General features: G+C 32.8%; 12 protein-coding genes. 4 read left to right on the forward strand and 8 right to left on the reverse strand.

Annotated features, from left to right (window positions below; translation table 11 throughout):
• Positions 1–37: 37 nt before the first annotated feature.
• The 8 genes from ACN5J3_RS03450 to miaB form a co-directional block, all read right to left on the reverse strand.
• Positions 38–2395, reverse strand: a complete 2358-nt coding sequence (locus ACN5J3_RS03450; protein ID WP_418510778.1) for a hypothetical protein — start codon at positions 2393–2395, stop codon at positions 38–40.
• Positions 2396–2793: 398 nt separating this feature from the next.
• Positions 2794–4425: a chaperonin GroEL gene (gene groL, locus ACN5J3_RS03455; RefSeq protein WP_418510779.1), complete on the reverse strand. Its 1632-nt coding sequence runs from the start codon at positions 4423–4425 to the stop codon at positions 2794–2796.
• A 58-nt stretch (positions 4426–4483) separates the two neighbouring features.
• Positions 4484–4759: a co-chaperone GroES gene (gene groES, locus ACN5J3_RS03460; RefSeq protein WP_417291265.1), complete on the reverse strand. Its 276-nt coding sequence runs from the start codon at positions 4757–4759 to the stop codon at positions 4484–4486.
• Between the two features lie 150 nt (positions 4760–4909).
• Positions 4910–5269 (reverse strand): preprotein translocase subunit SecG, encoded by a 360-nt coding sequence (secG, locus tag ACN5J3_RS03465; protein WP_418509215.1) that lies wholly within the window; start codon positions 5267–5269, stop codon positions 4910–4912.
• Positions 5269–6192, reverse strand: a complete 924-nt coding sequence (locus ACN5J3_RS03470) for a hypothetical protein (protein WP_418509216.1) — start codon at positions 6190–6192, stop codon at positions 5269–5271. Before ACN5J3_RS03470 ends, secG begins: the two co-directional genes overlap by 1 nt.
• A 4-nt stretch (positions 6193–6196) precedes the next feature.
• On the reverse strand, positions 6197–6703 hold the full coding sequence (locus tag ACN5J3_RS03475) for an LptE family protein (protein ID WP_418510780.1): 507 nt from the start codon (positions 6701–6703) through the stop codon (positions 6197–6199).
• 7 nt (positions 6704–6710) lie between these two features.
• Complete coding sequence (locus ACN5J3_RS03480) at positions 6711–7970, reverse strand: sigma-54 dependent transcriptional regulator (RefSeq protein WP_344728217.1); 1260 nt, start codon at positions 7968–7970, stop codon at positions 6711–6713.
• Positions 7971–7978: 8 nt separating this feature from the next.
• A complete protein-coding gene (miaB, locus tag ACN5J3_RS03485; RefSeq protein WP_417291261.1) occupies positions 7979–9427 on the reverse strand; it encodes a tRNA (N6-isopentenyl adenosine(37)-C2)-methylthiotransferase MiaB in 1449 nt (482 codons plus the stop codon).
• A gap of 147 nt (positions 9428–9574) precedes the next feature.
• On the opposite strand from miaB, the gene ACN5J3_RS03490 reads away from it, so the two are divergent.
• From ACN5J3_RS03490 to gldK, 4 genes are all read left to right on the forward strand, one after another.
• The gene (locus tag ACN5J3_RS03490; protein ID WP_418510781.1) at positions 9575–10342 is read left to right on the forward strand and encodes a hypothetical protein; all 768 of its coding nucleotides are present in this window, start codon (positions 9575–9577) and stop codon (positions 10340–10342) included.
• Positions 10343–10507: 165 nt separating this feature from the next.
• Complete coding sequence (gene topA, locus ACN5J3_RS03495; RefSeq protein WP_418510782.1) at positions 10508–12997, forward strand: type I DNA topoisomerase; 2490 nt, start codon at positions 10508–10510, stop codon at positions 12995–12997.
• A gap of 3 nt (positions 12998–13000) precedes the next feature.
• The gene (locus tag ACN5J3_RS03500; RefSeq protein ID WP_418510783.1) at positions 13001–14167 is read left to right on the forward strand and encodes a formimidoylglutamase; all 1167 of its coding nucleotides are present in this window, start codon (positions 13001–13003) and stop codon (positions 14165–14167) included.
• 158 nt (positions 14168–14325) lie between these two features.
• On the forward strand, positions 14326–15699 hold the full coding sequence (gene gldK, locus ACN5J3_RS03505) for a gliding motility lipoprotein GldK (protein WP_417291257.1): 1374 nt from the start codon (positions 14326–14328) through the stop codon (positions 15697–15699).
• Position 15700: the final 1 nt, after the last annotated feature.

A 15700-nucleotide genomic window follows, 5' to 3' on the forward strand; every position in this document is an offset into this window, starting at 1 on the left:
AATACTATAATATCACGTTATATAAAACATGTGATTATTAATTTAACTGAAAAGTTTTTACTGTAGATATTAGACTTCCGTCTTCATTCATGCCCTCAATGTATAGGTTAATACTTTCATAATAGTAATTGGGTATCTTAAAAACGAATTCCTCTCTTTTATTAGGTTTTAAGTTGGGAAGCCAGTGTAAAACACCAATTTTTGAAAATGTTTCCTCTTGAGCTTTGTTGTAAAAAGGCGAATAATATTTTTTTGGCATTGAAAAACCTATTTTAATCTTACTGTTTTTAAAATCACTCTTGCGATTGTTTTTTAGACCGATACTGTTTTTTGTGAAAATATTAATGGAGCCACCAGCTCCATCCATACCAAATCCAGTTCTGGCAATATAAAGCTCGTCTATTTCAGAAACAGTAAGGTATTGAATAGTTTCTAAAAAGTCTGAAATAATTATACCATCAACATATACATTAGGGCTTAATCTCCCTGATAGGTTTGATGCACGACGTGATAATATTTTTACACTAGCACCAGATTCAATAACATCAAAACCATTATTTCTAATTACATCAAGAACCCTTGTTGTAAAAGAGTATCCAGATTCTAGATTTATACCTCTATTATTTACACCACCATTCACCATATAGCGTTCTTTTTTTTCGGTGTAATTATTAGAAATGCTTACTGTATCTAGAAGGTTGAAATCTCCATGAATAAAATTAAAACTATTTAAGTCTCTAGATATTATATTTTTATTGATTAGCTTTTTTGTGTTTATAGAGTCTATAATATAAGTGGGATAGGTGTTATAGTAAACGCCAGGTGAGATCTGTTTTCCTCTATTTGTATTAGCGCTTATTGAAACTATTGAGCTATCCATTAAAAAAAGGTGGTCAAAATTAAATTGACCATTTTTTAATTTGGAGGTTAGCATTAACTTGTTATTAGCAGAAAATAAAACGACCTCTTTAATGTTTTCTTTATTTTTAGCGTTAATCTCTCCACGTATTTGAAAGCCGGCTTCAAAATTATGTTTAGCAATTTGAGGATTGAAAAAAATGTTTTTCCAATCGTAACTACTCCAACCTTGAGTTAGTAATAGCAAATCTAAATCATAATTGGTTCTGCGGTCATCACTTGAAAAATAATAATTAGGTTTATGTATAGTGCCTTTTATATATGGTTTTAAATAAAATGAAGCAGCTATTGTATGGTTTTCATTATAAGCTTTTGTAGATGTAGGTAATACCGAGATACTAATACCTTTTTGATAGCCACTTTTTTTATTAGACTTAAGTGTTACTATTGTTGAATCTACGCCTGTATGAGTACCAGCTATTGATATGTCAGAAATTAATTTTTTTGTTTTTTTGAATAGTAATCTTTCTAGTACAGGTTGATTTTTCTCATTAAAAAGTGTAATGATATTTATTCCTGAATACAGATTTTTTTTAGGTACGGCGATTGTATAGCTGTATTTATTTTGACTAAAAGATACGTCTATTCGTTTCATAAAGCCATCTCTGTGTATAAGGAGATAGTAAGGTGAGTTTATAAGATTAGGAAGCGTGTTTTTGTTTGTGTTTAATGTGATAAAAAGTGTTTCGTTATTTAAATTATTTGTGCTTATAGTTATGCCAGTTGTGTTGGCTTTAGGGATACTTTTTTCAATAATGGTGCTGTCTTTTAGTGTTGCTTTTATTTTGTAAGATTCATCAGGTTTTATGTTTAGATCAAATTTCCCAATGCCAAATGCGTTACTTTTTATTGTGGTTACAACATTGTTTTTACTGTCTAAAACATCTCCAGAAATAATTACTAGCGGGTCTTCATTTTGATCAGTGATTTTAAAGCCTATAGAGTTAGAATTCCCAGCAACTAGATGACCGCCTTCGGGAAGTATTTGAAAATCGTGCTTTATTTCAGATGTGTGATTACTGCTATTGGTGGTTTTTGGTTGACTATCAATAATCTCAAACTGAATTAAACTATAATGTGGTTCATTAAAATTTCTCATCCAATTTGTAGTGACTTTTAAGAAGTAAATACCGGGTAAATAATTTTTTTTGAAAGAAAAATTACCATGTGTCATACCGTGCTCTGTATAGTATATTTTTTTTTCAATTAAAACACCATCAGCATTATATATTGATGCATATACGTTTGTAGTAGTTAGATAGGGTTTTTGTGTTTTTGTATTGTATATGTAACTTTTAAACCAAAGCTCTTCAGAGTTCAGGTATTTTGATTTGTTTAACTGCGTATGAATAGTTTCAGGTTCTAGGCTGAAATATTCTAAATAATGACTTTCTGTGTAATCTGATTGTAAATTTTGACTAAAACTAATTGTTGTAAATAATATAAGGGAGAGTTGGGCAAATAAGGTTTTAATCATTATGTGTTTGTATATTTATTTTAATTGGTTTAAATATAGTGTTTTAGGTTTTAAGAGGAAATAAATGATTGAAAATTTTAGTTAAATTTTAGCCAATAAAAGTATCAGTATATATGAGTGTGTATTATCTTTATTATAGTCTTAAAAACATATAGCATTATGGGACAAATAAAGTCAAAGAGCAAGTCAGCTTTACCAAAACAAGCGGTAAAAAAGGCTCCACAAGCTCCTGCTAAAAAGAAGTAGTTTGTGTATTGGTTTATTACGAATAAACCTAAAATCAAGAAAAATCAAAAAACTAGCCACCTTTTTCAGGTGGCTTTATATTTTACTATAAAAAAACGCTTCAAATGTATTGAAGCGTTTTTTGTTTTTTTAGGTAATTGTATGTTATTCAATTACATCATGCCTGGCATTCCACCACCTCCCATTGGAGGCATAGCAGGAGCATCTTCTTTAATGTCTATTAAAGCACATTCTGTAGTTAAAATCATTCCAGCAACAGAAGCCGCGTTTTCTAAAGCGATACGTGTTACTTTTTTAGGGTCAATAATACCTACTTTAAGCATGTCTACATACTGCTCACTTTTTGCATCATAACCAAAGTCTTTTTTACCTTCTAATACTTTGTTGATTACAACTGAACCTTCTCCACCAGCATTTTCAACAATGGTTCTGATAGGAGCTTCAATAGCTTTATTTACTATTTGTACACCAGTTGTTTCGTCAAGGTTGTCAGTAGTAATTTTCTCTAATACTTTTTTAGCACGAACTAAAGCAACTCCACCACCGGCAACAATACCTTCTTCTACAGCAGCTCTAGTTGCATGAAGCGCATCGTCTACACGATCTTTTTTCTCTTTCATTTCTACTTCACTAGCAGCACCTACATAAAGTACAGCAACTCCACCAGCAAGTTTAGCTAAACGTTCTTGAAGTTTTTCTTTGTCATAATCGCTAGTTGTTGTTTCAATTTGCGACTTTATTTGTCCAACTCTTGCTTTTATATCAGCGGCTTTTCCTGCACCGTTTACAATAGTTGTGTTGTCTTTGTCTATAGTTACAGTTTCTGCTGTTCCTAACATGCTTAAATCGGCATTTTCTAATGAAAATCCACGTTCTTCAGAGATAACAACTCCACCAGTTAGGATAGCGATATCTTCTAGCATTGCTTTACGTCTGTCTCCAAATCCAGGAGCTTTTACTGCTGCAATTTTTAATCCACCACGTAATTTGTTTACTACAAGTGTTGCTAAAGCTTGCCCTTCAACATCTTCAGCAATTATTAATAGTGGACGACCAGATTGTGCTACAGGTTCTAGTATAGGAAGAATTTCTTGTAAGTTAGAAATCTTTTTGTCAAACAATAAAATGTAAGGATTTTCTAAATCAGCAATCATTTTATCAGAATCAGTAACAAAGTAAGGAGATAGGTAACCTCTGTCAAATTGCATACCTTCTACAACATCAACATATGTATCTGTTCCTTTTGCTTCTTCTACAGTGATTACACCTTCTTTGCCAACTTTTTCAAAAGCTTTAGCAATTAATTCTCCAATAGTATCATCGTTATTAGCAGAGATAGATGCTACTTGTTGAATTTTTTCAGAAGAGTTTCCTACTTGTTTTGATTGTTTTTCTAGTTCTGCGGTAATAGCTTCAACGGCTTTGTCAATACCACGTTTTAAATCCATTGGGTTTGCACCAGCAGCAACGTTTTTTAAACCTTCTTTTACAATTGCTTGTGCTAATACTGTAGCGGTTGTAGTTCCGTCTCCAGCTAAATCATTGGTTCTTGAAGCAACTTCTTTTACCATTTGCGCTCCCATGTTTTCAAGAGCATCTTCTAGTTCTACTTCTTTTGCTACAGAAACACCATCTTTTGTAACTTGTGGAGCTCCAAAGCTTCTACTAATTATAACGTTACGTCCTTTTGGGCCTAATGTTACTTTTACTGCATTTGCTAATGCATCTACACCGCGTTTTAAACCATCGCGAGCTTCAATGTCAAATTTTATATCTTTTGCCATAATTGTTTTTTTATTTTTTTAGTTGAATTGTTTTAATCCTAATGGATTAATAAATGAATTAAACGATTGCTAAAATATCACTCTCACGCATGATTAAGTAATCTTTGCCTTCAAGTTTTAGCTCTGTCCCAGAGTATTTTCCGTAAAGTACTTTATCACCAACTTTTACAGTCATTGGCTCGTCTTTAGTGCCTTTACCAACAGCCACAACATTACCTTGTTGAGGTTTTTCTTTGGCGTTGTCAGGAATAATAATACCAGAAGCTGTTTTAGTTTCAGCTTCAATAGGTTCTATAAGAACTCTATCTGCTAAAGGTTTAATGTTTAATGCCATATTTTTAATGTTTTTAGTTTAATAATTATGTTTGCTTTTATGCTAAAAATGTGCCAATACATACCAACTGACAAATTTTCATTTGTTAGTTTTTGGGTACAAAAAAGGCCAACAATATGTTGGCCTTATAATGTTTTTGTAAAAATGAAATTATTGAACAGAATCTGTAGTAGTTTCTGTTGTGTTATCATTTGTTGTTGCAGCCGGAGCTGGAGTAACAGGTTGTTGTGTAGTAACATCTGAATCTAATACTTTAGACTCTGAGTTTCCAGGACCTCTGTTTATAGCAACATTTGAAAGTAAAATTAGGGCTAACATAATTGTAGCTAGCGTCCAAGTACTTTTGTCTAAAAAGTCTGTTGTTTTTTTAACACCACCTAATTGTTGTGTGCCGCCACCGCCAAATGATGATGATAATCCGCCACCTTTTGGATTTTGTACCATTATAACTACAACTAATAAAAATGCTACGACTATAATTAGCGCTAAAAATATTGTAAACGTACTCATTACTTTTTGTTATTTTGTTCTTGCAATTGTTTTATTGCTTTAATTTGGTCTGCAAAGAAACCACTTTTTTCTGGATATTTCAAACTTAAAATGTTGTAAGATTGAATTGCTTTTTTATAATTTTTTTGTTCTAGGTAAATTCTAGCTAACGTTTCGGTCATTAATGATTCTGGTTGAATCATTTGTTCTTCAGCTAAATTGGTGTTTTTACCAGAACTTTTCTCTGGAACAAGCTTTGGGTTTTTGGAGATAAATTTTTCAATAAGATCAAACTTTTTCTTTCGTTCGTCTTGAGAATTGTTTTTTGAAACATCATGTGAGCTTGTGTCTTTTTGACTACTATCTCTGTCAATAGGTGTAAAGCGAGTTAATTTTAACCACTCATTAAAAGAGTGTGTTTCACTATTACTAAATTGTAGTGGAGCGCCTAAATTTAAAACTGTTTCAGGGTTTTCAGTTTGAGTGGTATTGCTTTCAGTTTCAGTATTGCTGTCTGCAATATCAGATTGTTTGATTTTTGGTTGAAACAGTTCAGGATCTAAAACTCCTGTGGTGTCTTTTATTTGTTTTTTTAATGTGTCATCAATTGTAACACTTTTGTTTACAGATAAGTCTTCAATATCAACGGTTATATCTTTAACGTGTTCAGAGTGTTGTTTTATATATTGTGATATTTCGTTTTGTAAAAAAGCATCAGATGTAATGAAATCAAACAAAATGCTTCTATCTGTGGTGTAAGCAGCTGTTGTTTTTAACGCTTGGTTGTACTTAAAGCTTTGGTTGTTTTTTAGCCCTTTTAAAAAAATAGCTCTGGCAGATTGAAAATAAGGAAATGTATCAATGATATCTTTTAAGTCATTAGTTTGTTGACTATTGATGTCTCCAGGATTTTGTAAAATATGCGTAAAAACGTCTTTATTCATATGTTTACCATTTAGCTAATGAGGCGTTAAAAATATCTTGCGTAATGCGCTCAAATATTTCAGCGTAAGCAGCATCTCTTTGAGTTCCTAATAATTGCTGGTTGCCATCATAATCAAAAAAATGAGAAAACTTTTGCTCAAAGTTGTCTTCGTCATTTTTAGTGTTATAGAACCTGACATTAATGCTTACGGTCAGTCTGTTTTGTGCAGCTGTATTATTTGCAGTTGCTGTAGTAGGAGATATTCTATATTCAACAATTTCACCTTCATAAATGATATCACCGTTAGATTTTACTAAATCAAGATTGGTTTGATTTAGTAATAAATCTGTTAAGGCATTAGTAAAATCTCTGTCTAATCCTGGTTCAACTAAAATGGCATTATTTTGAAAATAATTGACTTGAAAAGTTTTTGTGTCTGGAGAAATAGAAGCTCCTGTAAAAGAATAAAAGCCACACGATACTACTGTGGTTAATACAATAATTGATAGGGTGTATTTTAATAGTTTCATAGTGTGATTATAAATCGTATTGCTTTATTTTTCTGTATAGGGTTCTTTCGCTAATTCCTAATTCTTGTGCGGCTAGTTTTCGCTTTCCTTGATGACGTTCTAGTGATTTTTTTATTAGTTCTAATTCTTTGTCTTGTAAAGATAGTGTTTCTTCTTCTTCAATTTCTTCAGCAAAATGATATTTATCTTGCATGTTTTCAATAGGAAGCTCATCATTTGATGTTTTTTCAGGAATTGAAAGTACTTCTAAGTCTTCAATAGTAGCATCTTCTTCATCGTCGTTGCCGTATATTTTTTGAATTAAGCTTTCATTGTCTTTTGTAACTTCAGAAACGTTGCCGTTTTTCATTAACTCCATGGTGAGTTTTTTAAGGTCGTTTAAGTCGCTTTTCATGTCGAATAAGACCTTATATAAAATTTCACGTTCACTACTAAAATCGCTATCAGATTTTGTATTGTTTACAATGGCAGGTAAATTGTTTCCTGTGTCTGGTAAATATTGACGTAATGTTTCCAGAGTAATAGTTCTGTTTTGTTCTAATACAGATATTTGCTCTGCAACGTTTCGTAGTTGACGAATATTACCATTCCAGCGATATTTTAATAAAAGATTAACGGCATCATCAGCTAGTTTGATGGTTGGCATCTTATATTTTAAAGCAAAGTCACTTGAGAATTTTCTAAATAATAAGTGAATGTCTTCTTTTCTATCTCGTAATGGTGGAATGTTTATTTCTACCGTGCTTAATCTGTAATATAAATCTTCACGAAATTTTTCTTTTTTAATCGCTTCAAACATGTTTACGTTTGTAGCTGCTACAATACGTACATTGGTTTTTTGTACTTTACTACTTCCAACCTTTATGAATTCGCCATTTTCTAATACACGTAATAAACGTACTTGCGTTGTTAACGGTAATTCACCAACTTCATCTAAAAAAATGGTGCCGCCATCGGCTACTTCAAAATAGCCAGAACGCGTTTGTGTAGCACCTGTAAAAGCGCCTTTTTCATGGCCAAATAGTTCACTGTCTATAGTGCCTTCTGGAATTGCACCACAGTTTACAGCAATATATTTTCCATGCTTTCTGTGTGATAACGAATGTATGATTTTAGGAATGCTTTCTTTACCAACACCGCTTTCCCCAGTAACTAAAACAGAAATATCTGTTGGAGCAACTTGAATGGCTTTTTCTAAAGCACGGTTAAGTTTGGCATCATTACCAATAATTTCAAAACGTTGTTTTATAGCTTGAATGGATTCCATAAATTAATTTAATTATTGTCAGAATATCCTATGGCTTCACCAATAAGCGTTGCACTTGTACAGTCTGTAACTTTTACATTAACTAAATCGCCTACTTTGTAGTGTTCTTTAGGAAAAACAACTACGCTGTTTTGCTGATTTCTTCCAGACCATTGTTGATCTGATTTTTTTGAAGACTTTTCAATAAGTACTTCTACGGTTTTATTTAAAAACTCTTGCGTTCTTGTTTTACTGTGTTTTTGTTGTAGGGCAACAATTTCAGCAAGACGACGTTTTTTTACAGGCTCAGGAACATCATCTTCCATATTACGACCAGCCATAGTTCCAGGACGTTCAGAGTACGTAAACATGTAACCAAAATGATACTTTACATAGCTCATTAAGCTTAAAGTATCTTGGTGATCTTCTTCAGTTTCAGTTGGGAAACCTGCAATTAAATCTTGACTTATAGCACAATCTGGAATAATACGACGTATGTTATCTATTAATTCAAAATACTCTTCGCGAGTATGTAAACGATTCATTTCTTTTAGAATACGATTGCTACCGCTTTGTACCGGTAAATGAATGTGATTACAAATGTTATGATAAGTAGCCATAGTTTCAATAACATCAAGCGTAAGATCTTGCGGATTTGATGTTGAAAAACGAATACGCATTTTAGGTTGTGCTTTGGCACATAGCTCTAGTAATTGAGCAAAATTAACGGCAGTTGCTTTTTGAATATCACTAGCTTTATTGAAATCTTTTTTCAATCCGCCGCCATACCATAAATAACTATCTACATTTTGACCAAGTAGAGTGATTTCTTTAAAACCACGGTTCCATAGGTCGTTTACTTCCTCAAGAATACTTTGTGGGTCACGACTTCGCTCTCTTCCTCTTGTAAATGGAACTACACAAAACGTACACATGTTATCGCAGCCACGCGTAATAGATACAAATGCAGTAACACCATTGGTATTTAATCTTACCGGAGAAATATCACCATAAGTTTCTTCTTTAGATAGGATAACATTTATAGCATCTCTACCTTCTTCAACTTCAGCTAAAAGGTTTGGTAAATCTTTGTAGGCATCTGGTCCAACAACCAAGTCTACAATTTTTTCTTCTTCAAGAAATTTGCTTTTTAAACGTTCGGCCATACAACCTAAAACACCAACTTTCATTTTTGGGTTGTGAGAACGTTTTACGGCATTATATTTTTCAAGACGTTTACGCACCGTTTGTTCGGCTTTATCGCGAATAGAGCAGGTGTTAACCAGAACTAAATCGGCATCTTCTAGGTTTTGCGTTGTATTAAAACCTTCATTCGCAAGGATTGAAGCAACAATTTCGCTGTCACTAAAATTCATAGAACATCCATAACTTTCTATAAAAAGTTTTCTTTTGTTACCTTCTTTTCCTTCAATGATTAGGTTTTCACCTTGTTTATTTTCGTCAATAATCTTTTCCATAAAATGTACTGAAAACAGTTAGTTGTCAATAAGTGTGCAAAGATACAATTTATTTGTGTTTAATGACAAAGTGACAGTTGATATTGTTTTTGAGTTTTAAAATAATATCTTCTATTTTTACGAAATCCAACCAAAACTAAAATATGTATGTTTTCAGAAATTCAATCAAAAATTAATAATGCTCCAAGTTTAGACTTTGGCGATATTTTTAATGAGTCTATTCAGTTGTTTAAGAAAAGCTGGTTATATGGCTTTTTGCTACAAATTTTTGTTATGATAATAACAAGTCCTTTCATTATTATCATGTATATGCCAATGTTTGTAGCAGCAATGGCGAGTGTTGAAAACGGAGAGACGTTTGATCCGGACTCTATGGATGCCTTTTTTGCTGGAATGTCTGTTTTATATATGATAGGCTTTTTTGTAGGTATATTAATTATTGCTGTTTTGTCCCTAGCATTAAATGCTGGATTGTATAAGGTGATTAAGAAATTAGATTACAATGAAGAAGTGAAAGTAGGTGATTTGTTTTACTTTTTTAAAGGAAACTATATAGGTAAACTTATTGTGATTATGCTAGTTACTATGGGTATTTCAATAGTGGCAGCAATTTTATGTTATTTACCGCTTATATACGCTATGGTTCCTTTGTCGTTTTTTATGGTGATATTTGCTTTCAATCCTGATTTAAGTGTTGGAGATATAGTGAAACTTAGTTTTATGTTAGGCAATAAAAAGTGGCTAATTACATTTGGGTTGCTTGTGGTAAGTTATATTGTACTTTTAATATTAACCATTGTTACTTGCGGGTTAGGTTCTTTGTTTTTATCTGCGTTTATGTATCATCCAATTTATCTTATTTACAAAAAGGTAGTTGGGTTTGGTGTAGAAACAGTAAATAATATTGAAGCATAAATTTAAAGTAAATATTAGTGATAAAGTCCCGTTTTTAGGGGCTTTATTTGTTTTGTGAAAATGGGTTGTTTTACGTTGAAAAATCCTTAAAGAAGCTCCCAAAAAATTAAAAATTAGGAAGAATTCTTTTTTTTCAACTACATTTGTACCCTTAAAAAATCAAAAATGGCAAAGAATTTAGTAATTGTTGAGTCACCTGCAAAGGCCAAAACCATAGAGAAATTCCTTGGAAAAGACTTTAAGGTAGAGTCTAGTTTTGGACATATTGCGGACTTGCCATCAAAAGAGTTGGGAGTTGATGTTGATGGAGATTTTAAACCTAAATACGAAGTATCAAAAGATAAAAAAGCTGTTGTTAAAAAACTAAAAGAATTAGCAGCAAAAGCTGAAATAGTTTGGCTAGCAAGTGATGAAGACCGTGAAGGAGAAGCTATCGCTTGGCATTTAGCAGAATCTTTAAAATTAGATAAAGCAAAAACCAAACGAATCGTATTTCATGAAATAACAAAAGCAGCTATTCAAAAAGCTATAGAAAATCCTAGAGGGATAGATTATGACTTGGTTGATGCTCAACAAGCACGCCGAATTTTAGATAGAATTGTAGGTTATGAATTATCTCCTGTATTATGGAGAAAGGTGAAAGGAGGATTATCAGCAGGACGTGTACAATCGGTTTCTGTTAGATTAATTGTTGAAAGAGAACGCGAAATTCAAGAATTTACACCTGAAGCATCTTACAGAATAGATGCTGAATTTTCTAATGAAGACGGACAAACATTTAAAGCAAAACTTCCAAAAAACTTTTCTACTAAAGAGGAAGCTTACAAGTTTTTAGAAGATAATGTGTCTGCTGATTTTAAAGTTGCTGATTTACAAAAAAAGCCAGCAAAAAAATCACCAGCAGCTCCATTTACAACCTCTACATTACAACAAGAAGCAGCAAGAAAATTAGGTTTTTCAGTAAGTAGAACCATGACAAATGCACAGCGTTTGTACGAAGCAGGTTTAATTACTTATATGAGAACAGATAGTGTGAACTTATCTGATGAGGCAAGAAAAGGAGCCGAAGCCGAAATTAAAAATGCTTACGGTGCTGATTACAGTAAACCTAGAAACTATAAAGGTAAAGCCAAAGGAGCGCAAGAAGCGCATGAGGCTATTAGACCTACAGATTTTTCTGCTCACGCAGTAAATGCTGATAGAGATCAAGCTAGATTGTATGAACTTATATGGAAACGTGCAATTGCTTCGCAGATGAGTGAAGCTCAATTAGAGCGTACCAATGTGAAAATTAGTGCGTCAACGCATAATGAAACGTTTACTGCAAACGGAGAAGTTATTACGTTTGAAGGGTTCTTAAAAGTGTATCTTGAAGGCACAGATGATGAAGATACTGAGCAAGATGGTATGCTGCCTGCAATGAAGGTAAACGAAACACTTCTTAATAGCTACATAACAGCAACCGAACGCTATACAAGACCTCCTGCAAGATTTACAGAAGCGTCTTTAGTAAAGAAATTAGAAGAACTAGGAATAGGACGTCCGTCTACATATGCGCCAACAATCTCTACGATTCAAAATAGAAATTATGTAGAAAAAGGTTCAGTTGAAGGACAGGAAAGGAACTATTCACAATTAACGTTGCAAGAAGGCGCTATCAAAGACAAGCAGCTTACTGAAAAAGTAGGTTCAGATAAAGGAAAGTTAGTACCTACAGATATAGGAATGATTGTAACTGATTTTTTAGTAAATCATTTCGAACAAATTTTAGATTATAATTTTACTGCAAAAGTAGAAGAGGATTTTGATGACATTGCAGAAGGTAAGGTAGATTGGTCTAAAATGATGAAAGACTTTTACAAGGATTTTCATCCGGTTGTAGAAGATGTACAAGAAAATGCCGATAGAGAATCTGGAGAACGTGTTTTAGGAACAGATCCAGCAACAGGTAAGCAAGTAAGTGTGCGTTTAGGGAAGTTTGGACCAATGGTGCAAATAGGAACAGTTGATGACGAAGAAAAGCCACAATTTGCAAGTTTAGCACCAGATCAGCAATTAAATACCATTACATATGAAGAAGCTATGGATTTATTTCAGCTTCCAAAAGATTTAGGTATTTATGAAGGTGAAGAAGTACAAGTTAATAATGGGCGTTTCGGACCTTATGTTAAGTTTGGTAAAGCATATGTTTCACTTCCTAAAGGAACAGATCCATTAAGTGTTGAGTTAGATGATGCTATTGTTTTAATAAAAGAAAAACAAAAAGCAGATGCGCCAATTTATCATTACCAAGATTTGCCAGTGCAAAAAGGTAAAGGTCGTTTTGGACCATACATAAAATGGAATAACATGTTTATTAATGTCAATAAAAAGTATGACTGGGATAACTTGTCAGAAGATGATATAGTGACATTGATAGAAGAAAAAATACAAAAAGAAAAGGATAAGCTGATTCATTCTTGGGAAGATGAAGGTATTCGTGTAGAAAAAGCTCGTTGGGGAAGACACAATGTAATAAAAGGAAAAACAAAAGTTGAGCTTCCAAAAACAGTTGATGTGTCAGATATGACTTTAGAAGAAGCTAAAGCTATCATTGAGAAAAATGCACCAAAGAAAAAAACAACCAAGAAAAAAGCAGCTTCAAAAAAGAAATAATTTATGAACTTTAACTTTCTCTCTCCTGTTTCTGATACGGTATTAGCTCATAATGAGTTATTATCGCAGCAAGCACTGGGAAAAAAAATAAAGGTTCATTCCAAGCAACAAGGTCTTCCTGATTTAGATAATGTAAAAATTGCAATAGTTGGTGTTCTAGAAAATAGAAACGACATTAACTATATAGGTGAAGATATTTATCTAGATGATATCAGAAAATCATTTTATTCATTGTTTCCTGGTAATTGGTCGCCTTCCATTGTAGATTTGGGAGATATAAACAAAGGAGAAACGGTAGAGGATACCTACTTTGCTCTCAAGACGACTATTACCATTCTAGTTCAAAAAAACATTATACCAATTATATTAGGAGGAAGTCAAGACCTAACATATGCTTGTTATAGAGCTTATGATACAATTGCGCCAATGGTAAATATTGTAAATGTAGACTCTAAATTTGATTTAGGAGATTCAGCAAAACCTATTAAAAATGATAGTTTTGTTGGTAAGATTATTTTAGATCAACCTTACAATTTATTCAACTATGCAACGTTAGGCTATCAAACCTACTTTAATGCCCAAGAAGAGATAGATCTCATGGATAAGTTGTATTTCGAATCTTATAGATTAGGGCAAGTATCAAACGATATTACTATAGCAGAGCCTGTTATGAGAGATGCAAATATTGTAACAGTAGATATAGGATCGGTAAAAGCATCAGAATTGAGTAGTCATACTAGTGCTTCGCCAAATGGTTTTGATGGAAAAGAGATTTGTGCAATTTCAAGATATGCAGGAATAAGTAATAAAGTTAGTTTATTTGGTGTTTATGAATTTAAACCATCTGAAAATAACGAAGTTACGTCAATGTTGATTGCTCAGATGATTTGGTATTTTGTTGAGGGAGTGAGTTTTAGGGTAAAAGATGATGATTTTTTAAATGATAATAATTATCAGAAATTTATTACCTTAGCTGACCACCAAGAGTTGATTTTTTATAAGAGCAAGAAAACACAGCGCTGGTGGATTGAAATTCCTTTTTTAGAAGAAGTAAATAATAAATTAAAAAGACATACGTTATTACCTTGCACACATCAAGATTATTTAGATGCATGCAACAATATAGTGCCAGAGCGTTGGTATAAAGCGTTTCAGAAGAATTGTTTATAATGAATAATTCATAATTTTAACGTCTTTCATCGATGAAATGCATAATTTTTACGATGAAACGTATTTTTTTTTGATAAAAAAGTTGCTTATTAAAAAATATATAAATATGTTTACGCTCTTAAATTTTTAAGTATATAAATATTAACCTCGAGTTTTCTATGGATATGAAAAAGTTTGTATTATTAACCGCAGTATTAGCTATACTAACAAGTTGTGGATCTGGCGATAGAGGTCAGTTAGTAGGAGTTAAAGGAAAAAAATGGCACCCAGAAAAACCCTATGGTATGGAATTAGTACCAGGTGGAGCATTTATTATGGGTAAGGCAGATGATGACCTAGCAGGAATTCATGATGCACCTTCTAAAACAGTTACCGTTAGATCTTTCTATATGGATGCTACTGAAATTACAAACAGCGAGTATGGTCAATTTGTAGAATGGGTAAGAGACTCTACAATAAGAACAAGACTAGCTATCCTTGCTGATGAAATAGGAGAAACTCCAGGAAATGGTGGTATTGGTGAGTTTGCATTTAAAGATGCAGATACAGCTAATATGACTGTTTATGAAAAATATATGTATGATAACTATAGCGGTTTAGGTCCTACAGGATATGAAGGAAGAAAATTAAATAACGATATCGATTTAATTATAGATACTGATGATTACCCAGATGAGTACTACGCAGAGGTTATGGATACAATGTACTTACCTATGGAAGAATCATATAATGGACAAAGAACTTGGGATGTTTCTAAATTCGTGTTCCATTACACACACATGGATATAGAAAAAGCAGCAAAAGCTTCAAATAAAGGAAAGAAGCGTTCAGAGTTTGTTATTCAAGAAGACGTAGCAATATATCCAGATACAACAGCTTGGATTCGTGATTTTGCATATTCTTATAATGAACCAATGCATAACGATTATTTCTGGCATGCAGCTTATGGAGATTATCCTGTAGTAGGTGTTTCTTGGAAACAGGCAAAAGCATTTTGCGAGTGGAGAACTTTATACCATAATGCATATAGAAAAGAAAAAGGAAAGCACTTTGTAAATAAATACCGTTTACCTTCTGAAGCAGAATGGGAATATGCAGCAAGAGGCGGACTACAAGCAGCAACATATCCTTGGGGTGGTTACTATACAAAAAATGACAGAGGTTGTTTTATGGCAAACTTCAAACCATTACGTGGAGATTATGCAGCAGATCAAGCATTATATACAGTAGAAGCAAAATCTTACGAACCTAATGACTTTAACCTATACAATATGGCAGGTAATGTTTCTGAATGGGTAAGCGCTTCTTACGATCCATCATCATACGAGTTTGTTTCAACAATAAACCCAAGTGTAAATGATGTTAATAACCAACGTAAAGTTGTTAGAGGTGGATCATGGAAAGATGTAGCATACTATTTACAAGTGAGTTCTAGAGATTACGAATACGCAGATTCAGCAAGAAGCTATATCGGATTCAGAACTGTTCAAGATTATATGGGAACTGATGTAACCCTAAACGCAAGAAACTAAT

Source organism: Corallibacter sp. (genome assembly GCF_048381695.1).
In the GTDB taxonomy this organism is placed as follows: domain Bacteria; phylum Bacteroidota; class Bacteroidia; order Flavobacteriales; family Flavobacteriaceae; genus Corallibacter; species Corallibacter vietnamensis.